Raw genomic sequence first — 14,617 nt, 5'->3', positions numbered from 1 at the left:
ATGCCGGTCGGAGGCGCATATGCGATTTCGGACGTCTGCCTGCTCGTCGAAAATATCGAGCGGACGGTTGAATTCTATGTCGAAAAACTCGGCTTCCGCCTGCGGCGTCGCGCCGAGGGCTTTGCCGACTTTCATGGCGAGGGCGTCACGCTGGCGGCGTGGGAGATCGATCACATCAACCGGCACACCGGCGTCTCGAAGTTGAGGTCGCCGCGCCAGGCGCACAAGGTCTGCGTGGCGGTCAGGCTAGACGCGCCCGGCGAGATCGACCGGCTCCATGGCGAACTGGCAGCCAAGGGCGTGCCCTTCTACGGCCCGCCGGAGGATTATGTCTGGAACGCGCGCTGCGCATATTTCACCGATCCCGACGACACGCTTTGGGAACTATACGCCTGGCTCGACGGCGGCCCCGGCGACTATCACGACGAACAGCCGTAGACGACGCCGCGCCACGGGAACGGCGCGCAATGAAGAGACGAGAACGTCTTGCAACAGGAGCAAAAAATGAGTGGGAACAGAGACTACGACATGAACCGCCGCAGCTTCGTGAAAGCCGGCTTCGCCGCTGTCGCGGCAGCTTCGGCCGGAATGCAGCTCGTGCTGACGCCGGGCGCCAAGGCTGCCGGAAAGGTCGTCATCCAGTATGATTGGCTGATGTCCAACGGACAGATTGGCGACATCGCCGCGGTCGCCAACGGCTATTTCAAGGAGGTGGGCCTCGAGGTGGAATTCAGCCCGGGCGGTCCCAATGCGGCGACGGTGCCGCCGGTGATTTCGGGCGCCGCACAACTCGGCCAGTTTTCCGAAACGCCGCAGCTCTACGCGGCGCGTGCCAGCGGCGTGCCGGTGAAGATCATCGCCTGTGGCTTCCGCACCGGTCCCTATGCCTTCACCTCGAAGCCTGCCAAGCCGATCCGCGGCGTGGCCGACCTCAAGGGCAAAAAGATCGGCATCCAGCCGACGGCGCGCTTCGTCATCGATGAGATCCTGGCCAAGAACGGCATTGATCCGTCCGAGGTCACCGTCGTCAATGTCGGCTTCGACAAGGCGCCGCTGGTGCGCGGCGACGTCGACGCGATTGGCGGATGGATCACTAACACCCAGGCGCTGAGCGTCGTCGGCGACGACAGGATCGATCTTCTGGTGCGCGACCTCGGGCTGAACTCCTATGCCGACGTCTATTTCGCTACCGACACAGCGATCGAACAGGATGCGGAAATGCTGGCGAAATTCATCGGCGCCGTCGCCAAGGGCTGGGGCTGGGTGCACGCCAATCCGCAGGAAGCCGTCAAGAAGATGGTCGAAGCCTATCCGGAAATGGACCTTGGCTGGGAGCAGAAGACGATCAATCTGGTGCTGAAACTCTCCTTTGACGGTGCAACCGCCAAGGACGGATGGGGAACCTTCGATCCCGCCTCGATCGAGGAGCAGCTGGCGCTGCTGGACAAGGTCGGCCAATACCCGAACGGCCGGCCCGCGGCAGCCGATGTCTACACCACCAAGATACTCGAATTGTCGGCCGCCGACCGACCCAAGCTCGACGCGCCCGCCGCTTGATGGCGAAGGCGATCGAGGCCCGCAGGCTGGATGTCGGCTATAGCGGCCGGCAGCCGGTGGTGAAAGTGCTCTCCGGTCTCGACCTGTCGGTCGAGGCCGGCTCCTTCCTGTCGATCCTTGGACCTTCGGGATGCGGCAAGTCGACGTTCCTCAGGGTGGTGGCCGACTTGCTCGATCCGCTCGGCGGCTCGATCACCGTGCTTGGCGACACACCGCATGCTGTCCGTTCGCGGCGCGATGTCGGTTTCGTCTTCCAGGACTCGACCCTGCTGCCCTGGCGCACCGTGCGCGACAACGTCCGCCTGCCGCTCGATGTCGGACAAGGCCGGCTTACCCGGACAATAGACGATCGAACCGACGAGCTGCTTGATCTGATGGGGCTTGCCGGGTTCGGTGAGCGTCTGCCGCACCAATTGTCCGGCGGCCAGCGCCAGCGCGTGGCGATCGCCCGGTCACTGCTCGGGCAACCCAGGCTGCTTTTGATGGACGAGCCCTTCGGTGCGCTGGACGAGATCACCCGCGACCGCCTCAACGACGAGCTTTTGTCGTTGTGGCGGCGCACCGGCGCGACCATCCTTTTCGTTACTCATTCGATCGCCGAAGCCGCCTATCTCGGAGAACGGGTCATCGTTCTCGCCGCCAATCCGGGCCGCGTGGCGAGAGACCTCGACATGCGGCCGTTCAAGCAGGCAGGCAACCGCTGTTCGCGCGAGGATCCGGCGATCGTTGCCGCGATGGCCGAACTGCGCGGCGCGCTGGAACAGGCCTCATGAGGCAGGCGCCCTTGCCATCGGCGCTGGCCGTCGCCCTGCCCGTTTTTGGCGCGGCCTCGATCCTGCTCGCCTGGCAGTTCCTGCTGCCATGGCTCGGCGTGCCGGCCTATATCGTACCGACGCCGACGGCCATATCAGGCGTGTTCCGGAAGAGTCTTGCTTTGCTGCTCAGCAATCTCTGGCCGACGCTGATCGAGGCGCTGGCGGGATTTGTCATCGGCAATCTTGCCGGTGTGCTGCTGGCGGTGCTGTTCGTGCACAGCCGCATCCTGCAGGCGGCCTATTTTCCGGTCGTGCTGTTCTTCAACACCATTCCCATCCTGGCGCTGTCGCCGATTATCATCCTGATCTTCGGGCTCGGCATGACGCCGAAGATCGTGATCGCGGCGGTGATCTGCTTCTTCCCGACGCTGGTCAACATGATCCGCGGGCTGGACTCGGCCAGCGACAACGAGCACGAACTGTTCCGGGTGCTATCGGCTACGCGCTGGGAGATCTTCTGGAGCCTGCGCCTGCCAAGAGCATTGCCGATGCTGTTCTCCTCGCTGAGAATTGCTTCGGCCACGGCCGTGATCGGCGCTATTGTCGGCGAGTGGATCGGGTCGGATAAGGGCCTCGGCGCGCTCATCATCCAGGCGACCTTTAACTATCAGTCGGACCGGCTCTATGCGGCAATCGTGCTGTCGTCGTCCTTGTCGATCGCGATGTTCTCAATCGTGGTTCTGCTGGAGCGCCGTGCCATCCGCTATTGACCATTCCGTCGAGCGGCCATCCGCCAGGTTCGCTGTGCGCGGGCTGTAAATTTATTTTTGAATTCCATTTGACTGAATAAATCTTCGGTGCCAGTCTGGCCTCTCTCGAGGGCGCAAGGCATGGCACTGCGGGGAACCAATCAGGAGTTCGGGCGGCCGTACAACCGGCGCATCGTGCTCGAATCCATTCGCCTTCACGGGCCGATCGCCCGCGGCGACATTGCCAGGCGGGTCGGGCTCACCGTGCAGACGGTGTCGACCATCGTTCGCGAGCTGGAAGAGCACGGTTACGTGTTGTCGCTGCGCGAAGAGCCCAAGGGGCGCGGACTGCCCCCGGCAACGCTGCGGATCAATCCGGAAGGCGGCTATGCCGTCGGCATTCACGTCACCCCGCTCGGCATCAATGCCGCGCTGATCAACCTCAGCGGCGATGTCATCGAGAGCAGCTACCGCGAGGCCCCAAATGCAACGCCCGACCACGCCTTCGAGCTGATCGGCGCCATGGTGCTCGAATTGACAGCACTGCGGCCCGGTGGCCGCGTCCTCGGCATCGGCATGGCGTTGCCCGGGCCGTTTGGCGTGGAGTCCATGAGCTTTGTCGGTCCGACCACCATGACCGGCTGGAAGGATGTGGCGCTGCGCGAGCGGCTGGCCGCCTCGACCGGGCTGCCGGCCTTTTTCGAAACCGACATGGCGGCGGCTGCCATCGGCGAGCGCCTCTATGGCCTCGGCACGGCCTATTCCGAATATTACTATCTCTATTTCGGTGTCGGCCTCGGCGGCGTCATGGTGCATGACGGAGCCGCATTGCGCGGCGCCTGGGGCAATGCCGGCGAAATCGGCCACATTCCCGCTGTGCCGGGCGGCGAGCCCTGCCCGTGCGGCAATCGCGGCTGCCTCGAACGGTATCTCTCGCTCGAGGCGCTGCGGCGCCGCAACATTGCCGACGCCGACTGGGTGAGCGAGATCGCGCCGATCTTCCGCAACGCCATCACCATCATCGAAAACCTGTTCGACCCCGAAACCATCATCCTTGGCGGGCTGGCCTCCACCGACCTGCTCGAAAGGCTGGCCGGCGCAGCTGCGCACCTGCCCAACTCGGTCTCGGCGCGAAGCGACCGCACGACGCCCCGCGTCAGCGTCGCGCGCGGCGGCCAGCATGCGGTGTTGCGCGGCGCCGCAGCGCTTGCCGTCTCAGGGGTGCTTTCGCCACGCTTCGGCCAGATCTTCACCGCCGAACGCGAACGCGGGCGGGATCTCTTGCATAACAAGGGGATCGCGGCATGAGCGAACCGCTGCTGGTGCTCGATAACGTTGCCAAGAATTACGGTGCCATCGAAGCACTGAAAGGCATCAGCTTTTCGATCGGCAAGGGCGAAGTGGTGGCGCTGCTCGGCGACAACGGCGCCGGCAAATCGACGCTGGTCAAGATCATTGCCGGCGGGCTCGAGCCGAGTTCCGGCCGCATGCTGTTCGAAGGCAAGGAATTCCTCGCCAAATCCCCTGCCGAGGCCAAGGCCGCGGGGATCGAGACCGTCTACCAGGACCTGTCGCTTTGCACCAATGTCGACGTGGTCGCCAATTTCTTCATGGGCCGCGAGATCACCAGGAAGGTTCTCGGCATTCCGGTGCTCGACGAGCGCGCCATGGAGCAGGTGGTGCAAAAGGCGCTGGCCAGCGCCGGCACCCGCATTCCCTCGCTTCGCACCAATGTCGAGCACCTCTCCGGCGGTCAGCGGCAGGCCATCGAGCTCAACCGGTTCGTGCATTTTGGCGGCAAGTTGGTGCTTCTCGACGAGCCGTTCGCAGCGCTCGGCGTCGAGCAGACGCGGCGCGGCCTCGACATGATCCGCCAGGTGGCGAGCCAGGGTATCGGCGTCGTCATCATCACTCATATCATGCAACAGGCCTTCCAGGTTGCCGACCGGATCGTGGTGATCCGGCAAGGCGTCGTGGCTGGCGATGTCGCACGCAGCAAAACAAGTCCCGACGCGGTGATCAACATGATCACCGGAGAGACGCTTGCCGGTGCCGGACCGGCGAGCTGAGGGACAAATGAGGGGTCCGGCGCAAGAGGAGCGAACGACATGAAGAAAATACTTCTTTCCGTCTTCGGTATCCTGGCACTGGCCTTTGCCACGCTCACGCCGGCATTCGCTCAGTCCAAGGGCACCGTCTACTACATGGTGCCGACACTGCTCGATGAGTTCCAGACCGGCTCGGTGAGCGCGCTGGAATTGTTCCTGAAGCAGGTCGGCTACGAGATGAAGACGCTGAACGCCGACAACAAGACCGACGCTCAGCAATCGCAGATGAACGACGTCATCGCGCTGAAGCCGTCGGCGATCATCCTTGCCGCCGTCGATTTCAATGCGCTGAAACCGTCGATCGAGGCCGCCCGTGCCGCCGGCATCCCGGTCGTCGAGTTCGACCGCCAGATCACCTCGACGCCTTCCGACTTCACCTCGGTGGCCGGAACCGTCGAGATCGGCTACGTCGCCGCCGATCAGGCGCAAAAACTCCTGACCGCGAAGAACGGCTCGGTGAAAGGCAAGATCCTGCAGGTGCTCGGCGATCCGGGCGACCCCTACACGCTCGACATCCAGAAGGGTTTCGAGGAGAAGATGAAGGCGTTCCCGGACGTCATGATCATCTCGCTGCCGGCCATGCAATGGGCGGCGGATGCAGCCGGGACCATCGTCAACGACCAGCTGCTCGCCAACCCCGACATCGACCTGATCTTCAGCCACGCCGCGCATCTTTCGGTCGCTGCCGTCGCCTCGCTCGAGGCCGCCGGCAAGAAACCGGGCGACGTCATGCTGATGAGTTCGAACGGCGCTCCGGTCGGCCTCGACCTGATCCGCAAGGGCTGGCTCAATGTCGAAGTCGAGCAGCCGCTCTACGCCCAGGCCGCGGCGGTCGCCATGTTCATGGACAAGGTGGTCAACAAGCAGGAGATCAAGCCCGGCGAATATGATGTGCTTGGCCTGAAATCGACCCTGACCAAGGAAGCGTGGGGGCCGAACATCAAGATCCCCGGCGCTGCGATCACCAAGGAAAATGTCGATAACCCAGCCTTCTGGGGCAACATGAAGCCGCCGGCCGAAACCATAAAGCCGGTCGAATAGCGAACTCGCCAGAAGCTCCGGGCCACGCAGGCCCGGAGCCCAGCCCTGCAGCCCGGTGCGTTCAAACGGACGCGCACGGGAATGCTGCAGCAATTTTCAACCGCGCCTGATCTTTCCGACGACCGAGTGGTTCTTCGGGTCATGCGCCAACCGGATCCGCAGATGAACCCTCGCACGCGCCAAACCCTCGAGTTCATCCTCGACAATCTTGTCTGGTTCATGCTGGTCTTCGTGCTGGTGGTCTTTTCCATCCTCATCCCGAACTATTTTCAGCTCGGCATCTTCGCCAACATCATCGAGGCCTCGAGCGTGCTCGGCGTCATGTCGATCGGCTTGGCGCTGGTCATCATCGCCGGCCATATGGACCTGTCGGTCGAATCGGTGGCGGCGCTCAGCGCCATGGCGGTCGGCATCCTGTTCTGCTCGTCGGGCATCGGCCTTGGCATCCAGTTGCAGCCGCAATGGCTGATGGTTCCGGTTTCGCTGCTCATCGCGCTTGCCGTCGGCGCCCTCATCGGCGCTTTCAACGGCTATCTGGTGGTCAGGGTGAAGATGAGCGCCTTCATCATCACGCTGGCCTCCTACATCTGGGTACGCGGCCTGGTGCTGGTCATCTCCGGTGGCCGCTCGGCACAAGACCTTGCGCCGGCAATCCGCTGGTTCGGCATCCAGCGCCTGGGCGGCCTGCCGTTGACGGCCTGGATCGCCATTGCGTGCTTCGTGGTGTTCTCGCTGATCATGGCCAAGACGCCCTTTGGCAGGCACCTGGTCATGATCGGCGGCAACGAGACGGCGACGTTCCGCGCCGGCATCCGCGTCAATCGCAACCTGGTCATAGCCTTTGTTCTCGCCGGTGCCATCGCCGGCCTTGCCGGCTGGCTGCTGGCAATCCGTACCTCCGGCGCCACCGCCAATCTGGGCGTCGGCCTGTTGTTCAACGCCTTCGCCGCGGTCGTCATCGGTGGCGTCAGCCTGAAGGGCGGCGTCGGCACCTTGCCCGGTGTCTATGCCGGCGTGCTGCTGCTCTCCGCCATCAATACGGCGATTAATTTGATGGGCCTGCCGGCCAACTTCACCCAGGTGATCCACGGCCTGCTCGTCCTCGCCGCCGTGCTGCTCGACGCCTTCAAGCAAACCATCCGCCAGAGGCTCGCATGACCGGCCGTCTGGAAGGTAAGGTCGCGCTGATCGTCGGAAGTGCGCGCGGCATCGGCAAGGGCATCGCACAACGCTTTGCCGAAGAGGGCGCGACGCTTGTCCTGGCCGATACCGAGGTTGAGGCCGGGCAAGCGACTGCGGACGAGCTCGGCGCCGCCTTCATACACACCGACATTTCACAGATGGCCGATGCGCAAGCCGCCGTGGCGCTGGCGCTAGCGCATCACGGCCGGCTCGACATCATGGTCCAGAATGCCGGCATCTATCCCTGGCAATTGCTGGAAAACACCAGTCCCGACGATTGGGACCGGGTCATGGCGGTGAATTTGCGCGGCAGCTTTGTCGCCGCACGCGCGGCGCTGGTGCCGATGAAGGCACAGCGTTTTGGCCGCATGCTGTTCACCTCCTCGATCACCGGCCCGCATGTCACCAGTCCCGGCCACGGCCATTATTCGGCGACCAAGGCCGGCATCAACGGGCTGATCCGTTCGGCTGCGCTCGAATTCTCCGGCTACGGCATCACCGTCAACGGCGTCGAGCCCGGCAACATCCTCACCGAAGGCATAGAGCAGCATCGCGGTGCGGCCTTCATCAAGAACATGGAAGACGCCATCCCGCTCGGCCGCCTCGGCAGCCCGCGCGACGTGGCCAATGCCTTCCTGTTCCTGGCCTCCGACGACGCCAGCTACATCACCGGCACGACCATTATCGTCGACGGCGGGCAGCTTTTGCCCGAGGGCAAGGATTTCCGGCTGCTGCCGCCATGATCGTCGATTTCGGCGGCGGTTTCTTCCTGCGCCGGGCGACCACCGCCGATCATGCAGCGCTTGCGATGATCTGTCTCAAGACCGGCGATGCCGGCAAGGACGCCAGCGGCCGCGAGGACGACCCGGACCTGCTCGGCCTCCTCTACACCATTCCCTACCAGGTGCTCGAACCCGAGCTGGCCTTCATTATCGATAGTCCCGCAGGTGCGGCCGGCTACCTGCTTGGCGCGGCCGATACGGGCGCTTTCAATGCCAGCCTGGCATCAGACTGGTATCCCGACCTTCAGCGGCGCGTGGCAGACCCCGGACCCGACAGCTCGCGCTGGCGCGGCAGCGACTGGGCGCGGCATCGGGTCCATCATCCCGATTTCGCTGTTCCGCCTGCGCTGACCGCCTATCCGTCGCATGGCCATATCGACCTGTTGCCGCAGGCGCGCGGGAAAGGCATCGGCCGGCGCGCGATGGCCTTCCTCGAGCAGGGGCTTGCCGCGAGCGGCTCGACCGGCATCCACCTCGAAGTCATGCCGGAGAACGATGGCGCGCTAAGGTTCTACAAGGCGATTGGATTTGAGGTGGTGCAGGACGCTGATTCATCAAAGCGTTGTGTTTATGTGGCGAAACGGATTGCTCACGCTCCGGCGATTGCAGGCTGATCTGCGACAAGCCAATCGCCCAAGTTGCAAAGAACCGGGAGGCCTATGGAAGTACAATGCTGCCGTTCTGCAGCAGCCAGTTGCCCGCGTGAACACCTTTGCCGCGGGAACGAAACCTTCGTCGCGTGCTCCACCGCAGACACGAAAGTCACCAGCATCAACACGGTGCGGGGCTAATCCGAGTGTTGGCGGAGCGTCTACTAGTTCAGTATGGGCGGCAAGGGAACATCCACGACCGTTCCCCCGGCCACAATCGAGAGCACATAAAGCAGATAAATGGCTAATACCAACAGGGCGAGGAATGAACCGCTGGCAAAGACTCCTGCAACCGCGGCGTCGGGATAAGCTTCGACTTGTTCTTTCTTGAAGGTGTCTTCTTCGTTACGGGTTGTCTTCACAACCCGTTCGCCTGGAAGCCGGTTTTTTTCAGCTTCCTTCGATATCTTATCCGCGAGATCTCCTGCGATCACGGGATCGTCCGGAAGATGACTCGCAAGCCATCCAGGAATATTTTCGCTCCCGCCCATGCCCATACGCAATTGAGATACTGCAAGTTGTAGCTTTCGGCAATCGTTTCCCTCATGAGAGGCAAGCAGATCAGACTTAAGTCCCTGCGGAAAGACAGTTTGAATCAGACCAAAGTCCGAGTAGCACAGTGGTCGGACGCGTCTCACCTGGGCGATCAGCTTGAGCGGTGTAGCCCAAACTGAACACATCGAGGAAAATGGTGGGCGATGACGGGCTCGAACCGCCGACATCTTCGGTGTAAACGAAGCGCTCTACCAACTGAGCTAATCGCCCGCCCCGGGCCGGACCTTTAAGCAGTTAGGGCCGGCTTCGCAAGGCCAAATGAGCGGCGAGTGGCTTGGCCGGGAGCCGGTTTCGGCAACAAAGTTCGGCTTGTCAAAAAACCTTCTCCTGTTTGCTGTTATGCTGTCCGGGTCCGCTTGACACCCGGTGGGTTACCCCTTATCCACCGCCCCAACGACGAACACGGCTGACACGTGCTCGTCCATGCGCGGGTGTAGCTCAGTTGGTTAGAGTGCCGGCCTGTCACGCCGGAGGTCGCGGGTTCGAGCCCCGTCACTCGCGCCATTTCTCCTTTGGGGTCACGTCCCCTTGATGTCGGAGAAATGTCGACGTTGATTTGTCAAAAATCATCTTCTTCGTGACCCAGTCTAGGTCCATTCCTTTCGAATTCTGGCATTGATCCTCATCCATCGACCTGCCCGCCTGTTTGTGGTCGAGCCAGAAGACAATAGCTTCTCGGACAAGAGTCGGGTCTAACCCATTCGCTCCCGCTTACAGTCTCATCCCGCAGTGCCGGGCTTCACCCCTCGGCGAGCAGCGCCTCGACTTCCTGCAGCGTCGGCATGGACGGCGCGGTGCCCGGGCGCGTCACCGAGATGCCGGCGACGGCGCAGGCGAAGCGCACCGCTTCCAGAGGTTCGATCCCCCTCGACAGCGCGGCAGCCAGGCCGCCGTTGAAGGCGTCGCCAGCGCCTGTGGTCTCGACCACCGGGCCGGCGGCGACCGCTGCGACATGCTCGGAACGATCGGCCGTGTGCAGCAGCGCACCGTTTTCGCCAAGCGTCACGATGACCGCCCCAACGCCCTTCTCAAGCAGGCTGTCGGCGGCACGGCGGGCATCGTCAATGGAGGATACCTTGATGCCGGTCAGTTCCTCGGCCTCAGTCTCGTTCGGCGTGACATAGTCGCAAAGCGTGTAGATGCGGTCCGGAAGCTTGGCCGCCGGCGCCGGGTTGAGGATGGTGGTCACCCCTGCCCCGCGCGCGATCTCCAGCGCCCGCAGCGCCGCCTCGATCGGCTGTTCGAGTTGGGTGACGAAGACCCCGGCCGCGCGAATCAGTTCGGCATTTGCCTCGATATCGGCGGGCGAAATCAGCATGGCCGCGCCGGGACTGACGATAATGGCGTTGTTGCCGCTCGTCTCCTCGATGAAGATATAGGCGGCACCGGTGTAGCTTTCCGGTGTGTCGATGACAGCGCTCTTCACGCCGGCCGCGTTCCAGGTCTGTCTCGCCATCTCGGCAAAGGGATCGACGCCGAGGCGGGTAAGGAAGGTGACATCGGCGCCGAGCCGGCCGGCCGCCACCGCCTGGTTCGAGCCCTTGCCGCCGGGGCCGAGCGTGAAGGACGTGCCCAGGATCGTCTCGCCCATGCGCGGCTGGCGGGCGGCGCGGTAGGCCGTATCGGCGACGAAGACGCCCAATATGACAACCGGCTTCATGACGATCGGTTTCGCCGGCATGCCGCTACTCCGCATCCGGTGGCACGACGCCCTTGCGGAACGCAAAACAGCCATAGAAGCGGCGCTCGCCGGTCTGGATGACGCAATAGGCCTTCTTGGCGCGTTCGTAGAAGGCGTAGCGCTCGACCGAGATCATCGGCCAGGCCTTGCCCTCGGCGGCATCGATCTCTTTTTGCACTTCCTGCTGCACGGCGGGAATGTCGTCCGGCTTGCCGACGATCTCCATGCGCGCGGCCGCGTCGTCGACGAAGGTGTCCAGCGGATAGAGCGACAGTACCGCCTTGACCACATCGGCCGCCGACGCATCGATGCGCAGCAGCCGGCCAAGCACGGTCTGGCGCGCCACCGAATCGGACGGGAAATTGGTATCGGCGATAATCAGATCGTCACCGTGGCCCATCGCCCGCAGCGCCTGCAGCACATCGGCATTGAGCAGCGGATTGATTCCTTTGAGCATGGTATTCCTCGCGAAGTTTGCTGGGCGAAATCAGAGACGCTTGCCGCTCTCTGCGTCGAAGAGATGCACCTGGTCGAGCCGCGGTTTCAGGTGCAGTGTGTCGCCCGGCTTGAACTCGTGGCGTTCACGGAACAGCGCCACCATCTCGCCCTCGCCGAAGCGCAGGAACACGAGAGTCTCGGAACCGGTCGGCTCGACCACCGAAATCTTCGCTGGGACACCATCTGGATGGATTTCGAGATGCTCGGGCCGCACGCCGTAGACGACATTGCGGCCATCTTCCACGGTATTGCTCGATGCGATCGGGAACGGCGTCCCGGCGATCTCGACGACGGGCTTGTCGCCCTTGCGCACGACGCCCTTGAGCAGGTTCATCGAGGGCGAGCCGATGAAGCCGGCGACAAACAGATTGGCCGGCCGGTCGAACAATTCCAGCGGCGCGCCGACCTGTTCGATGCGACCGTCGCGCATCACCACGATCTTGTCGGCCATGGTCATGGCCTCGATCTGGTCGTGGGTGACGTAGATGGTGGTGGTCTTCAGTCGTTGGTGCAGTTCCTTGATCTCGGTGCGCATCTGGACACGCAGCTTGGCATCGAGATTGGAGAGCGGCTCGTCGAACAGGAACACCTGCGGGTTGCGCACGATGGCGCGACCCATGGCGACGCGCTGGCGCTGGCCGCCCGAGAGCTGGCGCGGATAGCGCTTGAGGTAGGGGTTGAGGTCGAGGATGTCGGCGGCGCGCTTGACCCGCTCAGTGACCACCGCCGGATCAGTTTTGCGCAGCTTGAGAGCAAAGGCCATGTTCTGCTCGACCGTCTTGTGCGGATAGAGCGCGTAGTTCTGGAACACCATGGCGATGTCGCGCTTGGCCGGCGGCAAATGGTTGACGACGCGCTCGCCGATGGCGATGGTGCCGCCGGAAACCGTTTCCAGCCCGGCCACCATCCTCAGCAGCGTGGACTTGCCGCAGCCGGAAGGCCCGACCAGCACCACGAACTGTCCGTCGGCGATGTCGACGCTGACATCGTGCAGAACCTTGACGGTTCCGAACGCCTTGGCCACATTGCGGATCGCGACTTGAGCCATCATTCCCCCTTCAGTTGCCGTGAAGCTAAACAACGCAAACGGCGAGGGCAAGTCGGTCTCTTATAGATAAAAAACCCATTCACGTTGACACCGCACTTCGTTGTGCGAATAGTGACAGTGCCCGGCTTATGACCCTGTTCCGGGCGCACCGGTACGCTTGTCCGGCACTCAATGCGAGGCGTCGCGGGAGGGAGAATTCGGGCCGCTATTTACGGGAGTCGCTGTCGTTGGGGAACATAATCGGCGCTCCACCATCTGAACCAATTCACGATTGATCTTCTGGGAGGAACGAGATGAAAGTCAGCCTTTATAACCAACTTGTCCGCGCCGGGGCCACCCGCCGCGACGTGCTGAAGGGAGCGGCCAGCATGGCCGCCCTCGCCGCGGCCTCAAGCGCCGGACTTGGTGCCCTGACGCGCCCGGCTGCGGCCGCCGATGACCTGCGCGCGCAGATCCTGCAGATCCCGGGCGTCGGCAAGGGTCAGCCGACCGATGCCGATTTCCAGCAGGTCGGCGAGCTTTGCCTGGGCGCCACCAAGGCCAATGTCAAGGAAGGCGAATTCGCCGGTGTCGAACTCACCTTCATGGGCCTCAACAATCAGAACCTGCACAATGTGCTGTTTCGCGGCTTCCTGAAGCCGTGGGAGACCTATACCGGCGCCAAGATCAACTGGATCGACCTGGCGCAGGCTGACTACAACGCCCGCCTGCAGCAGTCGATTGCGACCGGCACCGTCGATTTCGACATCATCGAAATGGGAGCACCGTTCGAAGGCGACGTCTGCGGCAAGGGTCTCACCTCCGAGATGCCGGACTGGGTCAAGGACCAGATCGACATGAAGGACGTCGTGGCCTATCTGCAGCCGCCGGTCGGCACCTGGGACGGCAAGCAATATCGCGTCACCGTTGACGGCGACGCGCATAACTTCAACTACCGCACCGACGTGTTCGCCGATGCCGACCTCGCCAAGGCCTGGAAGGACGGCGGCGGAGAAGGCGAATGGGGCGTGCCGAAGACCTGGCAGCAGGTGCAGGCGGTGACGAAATTCCTCAAGGGCAAGCAGGTAAACGGCCAGGATGTCTTTGGCTACCTCGATGCGCCCAAGCCCTGGGGCGGTTTCGGCTTCTATTTCCTCGGCAGCCGCGCCAGCGCCTACGCCAAGCATCCCGATGACAAGGCATGGCTGTTCGATGCCGACACGATGAAGCCGCGCGTCAACAATCCGGCATGGGTGCGGGCGATCCAGGACGTCATCGATGCCCTGCCCTCCGAACCTGCCGACCAGATCAACGCCGACCCGAATACCACCGCCTTCCAGCAATTCCTGGCAGGCACCGGTTCGATGGTCACCTGGTGGGGCGACGTCGGTTCGAACGTCAAGACCAACGATTCCTCGGTCGTCGGCGACATCACCGGCTTCTCGATCCTGCCGGGCTCGGACGATGTCTACAACTCCAAGACCGGCCAGTGGGACAAGCTCGCCAGCGGGCCGAACCATGCGCCGAACTGCGCCTATCTCGGCTGGGGCGTCTATGTCATGGCCCGCGTCGACGGCGACGAAAAGAAGAAGAAGGCGGCCTGGTCTGCCGCCGCCCATCTCGGCGGCAAGGACCTGTCGCTCTGGTGCGCGGCCTATCCGTCGGGTTTCCAGCCCTATCGCAACTCGCATTTCAACATTCCGGAATGGGTGGCGGCGGGCTACGACGAGGCGTTCATCACCTCGTATCTGAAGTCGGAAGCCGACAGCTACAACCATCCGAACGCGGCGATCGAGCCGCGTATCCCCGGCATCTTCCAGTATTACAGCGCCGCCGAGGACATTTTGGCCAACACCTTTGCCGGCAAGATGAAGGCGCAGGAAGGCGCCGACGCCATCGCAGCCGCCTGGGAGAAGCTGACCGACCAGATCGGCCGCGACAACCAGATCAAGCTCTACAAGGCCTCACTCGGCATGTAGGTTGAGATAGTGAAACTTGGTCCGGCGGCGTACAGCCGCCGGCCCTCCCCGTG

The 14,617-nt window shown here is 63.1% G+C and carries 15 protein-coding genes and 2 tRNA genes; 12 read left to right on the top strand and 5 right to left on the bottom strand.

Annotation, left to right across the window (positions count from 1 at the left end; translation table 11 throughout):
* The 10 genes from NKH29_RS12670 to NKH29_RS12625 all read left to right on the top strand — a co-directional run bounded on the left by NKH29_RS12670 (position 1) and on the right by NKH29_RS12625 (position 8,788).
* Positions 1–438 (top strand): VOC family protein, encoded by a 438-nt coding sequence (locus NKH29_RS12670; protein ID WP_023717347.1) that lies wholly within the window; start codon positions 1–3, stop codon positions 436–438.
* Between the two features lie 90 nt (positions 439–528).
* On the top strand, positions 529–1,557 hold the full coding sequence (locus tag NKH29_RS12665) for an ABC transporter substrate-binding protein (RefSeq protein WP_352481311.1): 1,029 nt from the start codon (positions 529–531) through the stop codon (positions 1,555–1,557).
* Positions 1,557–2,330: an ABC transporter ATP-binding protein gene (locus tag NKH29_RS12660; protein WP_352999687.1), complete on the top strand. Its 774-nt coding sequence runs from the start codon at positions 1,557–1,559 to the stop codon at positions 2,328–2,330. Before NKH29_RS12665 ends, NKH29_RS12660 begins: the two co-directional genes overlap by 1 nt.
* Entirely contained in the window at positions 2,327–3,082 is a 756-nt protein-coding gene (locus NKH29_RS12655) for an ABC transporter permease (RefSeq protein WP_352481189.1), read from the top strand. Before NKH29_RS12660 ends, NKH29_RS12655 begins: the two co-directional genes overlap by 4 nt.
* Positions 3,083–3,202: 120 nt before the next feature.
* Positions 3,203–4,369, top strand: a complete 1,167-nt coding sequence (locus NKH29_RS12650; protein ID WP_352792001.1) for an ROK family transcriptional regulator — start codon at positions 3,203–3,205, stop codon at positions 4,367–4,369.
* Complete coding sequence (locus tag NKH29_RS12645) at positions 4,366–5,130, top strand: ATP-binding cassette domain-containing protein (protein ID WP_352640083.1); 765 nt, start codon at positions 4,366–4,368, stop codon at positions 5,128–5,130. Before NKH29_RS12650 ends, NKH29_RS12645 begins: the two co-directional genes overlap by 4 nt.
* Positions 5,131–5,169: 39 nt before the next feature.
* Positions 5,170–6,210, top strand: coding sequence for a sugar ABC transporter substrate-binding protein (locus tag NKH29_RS12640; protein ID WP_352640082.1), 1,041 nt, complete (start codon positions 5,170–5,172; stop codon positions 6,208–6,210).
* A gap of 162 nt (positions 6,211–6,372) precedes the next feature.
* Positions 6,373–7,368: an ABC transporter permease gene (locus tag NKH29_RS12635; protein WP_352495337.1), complete on the top strand. Its 996-nt coding sequence runs from the start codon at positions 6,373–6,375 to the stop codon at positions 7,366–7,368.
* The gene (locus NKH29_RS12630) at positions 7,365–8,135 is read left to right on the top strand and encodes an SDR family oxidoreductase (protein ID WP_352495336.1); all 771 of its coding nucleotides are present in this window, start codon (positions 7,365–7,367) and stop codon (positions 8,133–8,135) included. Before NKH29_RS12635 ends, NKH29_RS12630 begins: the two co-directional genes overlap by 4 nt.
* Positions 8,132–8,788 carry a GNAT family N-acetyltransferase gene (locus NKH29_RS12625; RefSeq protein ID WP_352495335.1) on the top strand — a complete coding sequence of 219 codons (657 nt, stop codon included), beginning with the start codon at positions 8,132–8,134 and terminating at the stop codon, positions 8,786–8,788. Before NKH29_RS12630 ends, NKH29_RS12625 begins: the two co-directional genes overlap by 4 nt.
* A 200-nt stretch (positions 8,789–8,988) precedes the next feature.
* Here NKH29_RS12625 and NKH29_RS12620 read toward each other — a convergent pair whose 3' ends face one another.
* Together NKH29_RS12620 and NKH29_RS12615 are read right to left on the bottom strand one after the other, a co-directional pair.
* Complete coding sequence (locus NKH29_RS12620; protein WP_352515772.1) at positions 8,989–9,315, bottom strand: hypothetical protein; 327 nt, start codon at positions 9,313–9,315, stop codon at positions 8,989–8,991.
* Between the two features lie 198 nt (positions 9,316–9,513).
* Positions 9,514–9,589: transfer RNA gene (locus NKH29_RS12615), tRNA-Val, on the bottom strand.
* A 217-nt stretch (positions 9,590–9,806) separates the two neighbouring features.
* Here NKH29_RS12615 and NKH29_RS12610 point away from each other — a divergent pair.
* Positions 9,807–9,883: transfer RNA gene (locus tag NKH29_RS12610), tRNA-Asp, on the top strand.
* Positions 9,884–10,118: 235 nt separating this feature from the next.
* On the opposite strand, the gene rbsK is transcribed toward NKH29_RS12610, so the two are convergent.
* The 3 genes from rbsK to NKH29_RS12595 are packed head-to-tail and all read right to left on the bottom strand — an operon-like array spanning position 10,119 to position 12,606.
* Complete coding sequence (gene rbsK, locus NKH29_RS12605; protein ID WP_352909316.1) at positions 10,119–11,060, bottom strand: ribokinase; 942 nt, start codon at positions 11,058–11,060, stop codon at positions 10,119–10,121.
* 4 nt (positions 11,061–11,064) lie between these two features.
* Positions 11,065–11,517, bottom strand: a complete 453-nt coding sequence (locus tag NKH29_RS12600) for an RbsD/FucU family protein (protein WP_023674665.1) — start codon at positions 11,515–11,517, stop codon at positions 11,065–11,067.
* Positions 11,518–11,547: 30 nt separating this feature from the next.
* Complete coding sequence (locus NKH29_RS12595) at positions 11,548–12,606, bottom strand: ABC transporter ATP-binding protein (protein WP_352857697.1); 1,059 nt, start codon at positions 12,604–12,606, stop codon at positions 11,548–11,550.
* A 293-nt stretch (positions 12,607–12,899) separates the two neighbouring features.
* Here NKH29_RS12595 and NKH29_RS12590 point away from each other — a divergent pair, with 293 nt between their 5' ends.
* A complete protein-coding gene (locus NKH29_RS12590; protein ID WP_023717335.1) occupies positions 12,900–14,564 on the top strand; it encodes an ABC transporter substrate-binding protein in 1,665 nt (554 codons plus the stop codon).
* Positions 14,565–14,617: the final 53 nt, after the last annotated feature.

Source organism: Mesorhizobium sp. M1295, assembly GCF_040318135.1.
Taxonomy (GTDB): domain Bacteria; phylum Pseudomonadota; class Alphaproteobacteria; order Rhizobiales; family Rhizobiaceae; genus Mesorhizobium.
The sequence above is the reverse complement of the archived record's forward strand: the minus strand, read 5'-3'. Positions and strand labels throughout refer to the sequence as shown.

Coding starts and splice junctions, on each gene's coding strand:
- NKH29_RS12620 (WP_352515772.1), bottom strand. CDS start 9,315: ATGGGCGGGAGCGAAAATATTCCTGGATGGCTTGCGAGTCATCTTCCG.
- NKH29_RS12625 (WP_352495335.1), top strand. CDS start 8,132: ATGATCGTCGATTTCGGCGGCGGTTTCTTCCTGCGCCGGGCGACCACC.
- NKH29_RS12655 (WP_352481189.1), top strand. CDS start 2,327: ATGAGGCAGGCGCCCTTGCCATCGGCGCTGGCCGTCGCCCTGCCCGTT.
- NKH29_RS12630 (WP_352495336.1), top strand. CDS start 7,365: ATGACCGGCCGTCTGGAAGGTAAGGTCGCGCTGATCGTCGGAAGTGCG.
- NKH29_RS12650 (WP_352792001.1), top strand. CDS start 3,203: ATGGCACTGCGGGGAACCAATCAGGAGTTCGGGCGGCCGTACAACCGG.
- NKH29_RS12640 (WP_352640082.1), top strand. CDS start 5,170: ATGAAGAAAATACTTCTTTCCGTCTTCGGTATCCTGGCACTGGCCTTT.
- NKH29_RS12645 (WP_352640083.1), top strand. CDS start 4,366: ATGAGCGAACCGCTGCTGGTGCTCGATAACGTTGCCAAGAATTACGGT.
- NKH29_RS12660 (WP_352999687.1), top strand. CDS start 1,557: ATGGCGAAGGCGATCGAGGCCCGCAGGCTGGATGTCGGCTATAGCGGC.
- NKH29_RS12635 (WP_352495337.1), top strand. CDS start 6,373: ATGAACCCTCGCACGCGCCAAACCCTCGAGTTCATCCTCGACAATCTT.
- NKH29_RS12590 (WP_023717335.1), top strand. CDS start 12,900: ATGAAAGTCAGCCTTTATAACCAACTTGTCCGCGCCGGGGCCACCCGC.
- rbsK (WP_352909316.1), bottom strand. CDS start 11,060: ATGCCGGCGAAACCGATCGTCATGAAGCCGGTTGTCATATTGGGCGTC.
- NKH29_RS12665 (WP_352481311.1), top strand. CDS start 529: ATGAACCGCCGCAGCTTCGTGAAAGCCGGCTTCGCCGCTGTCGCGGCA.
- NKH29_RS12670 (WP_023717347.1), top strand. CDS start 1: ATGCCGGTCGGAGGCGCATATGCGATTTCGGACGTCTGCCTGCTCGTC.
- NKH29_RS12595 (WP_352857697.1), bottom strand. CDS start 12,606: ATGGCTCAAGTCGCGATCCGCAATGTGGCCAAGGCGTTCGGAACCGTC.
- NKH29_RS12600 (WP_023674665.1), bottom strand. CDS start 11,517: ATGCTCAAAGGAATCAATCCGCTGCTCAATGCCGATGTGCTGCAGGCG.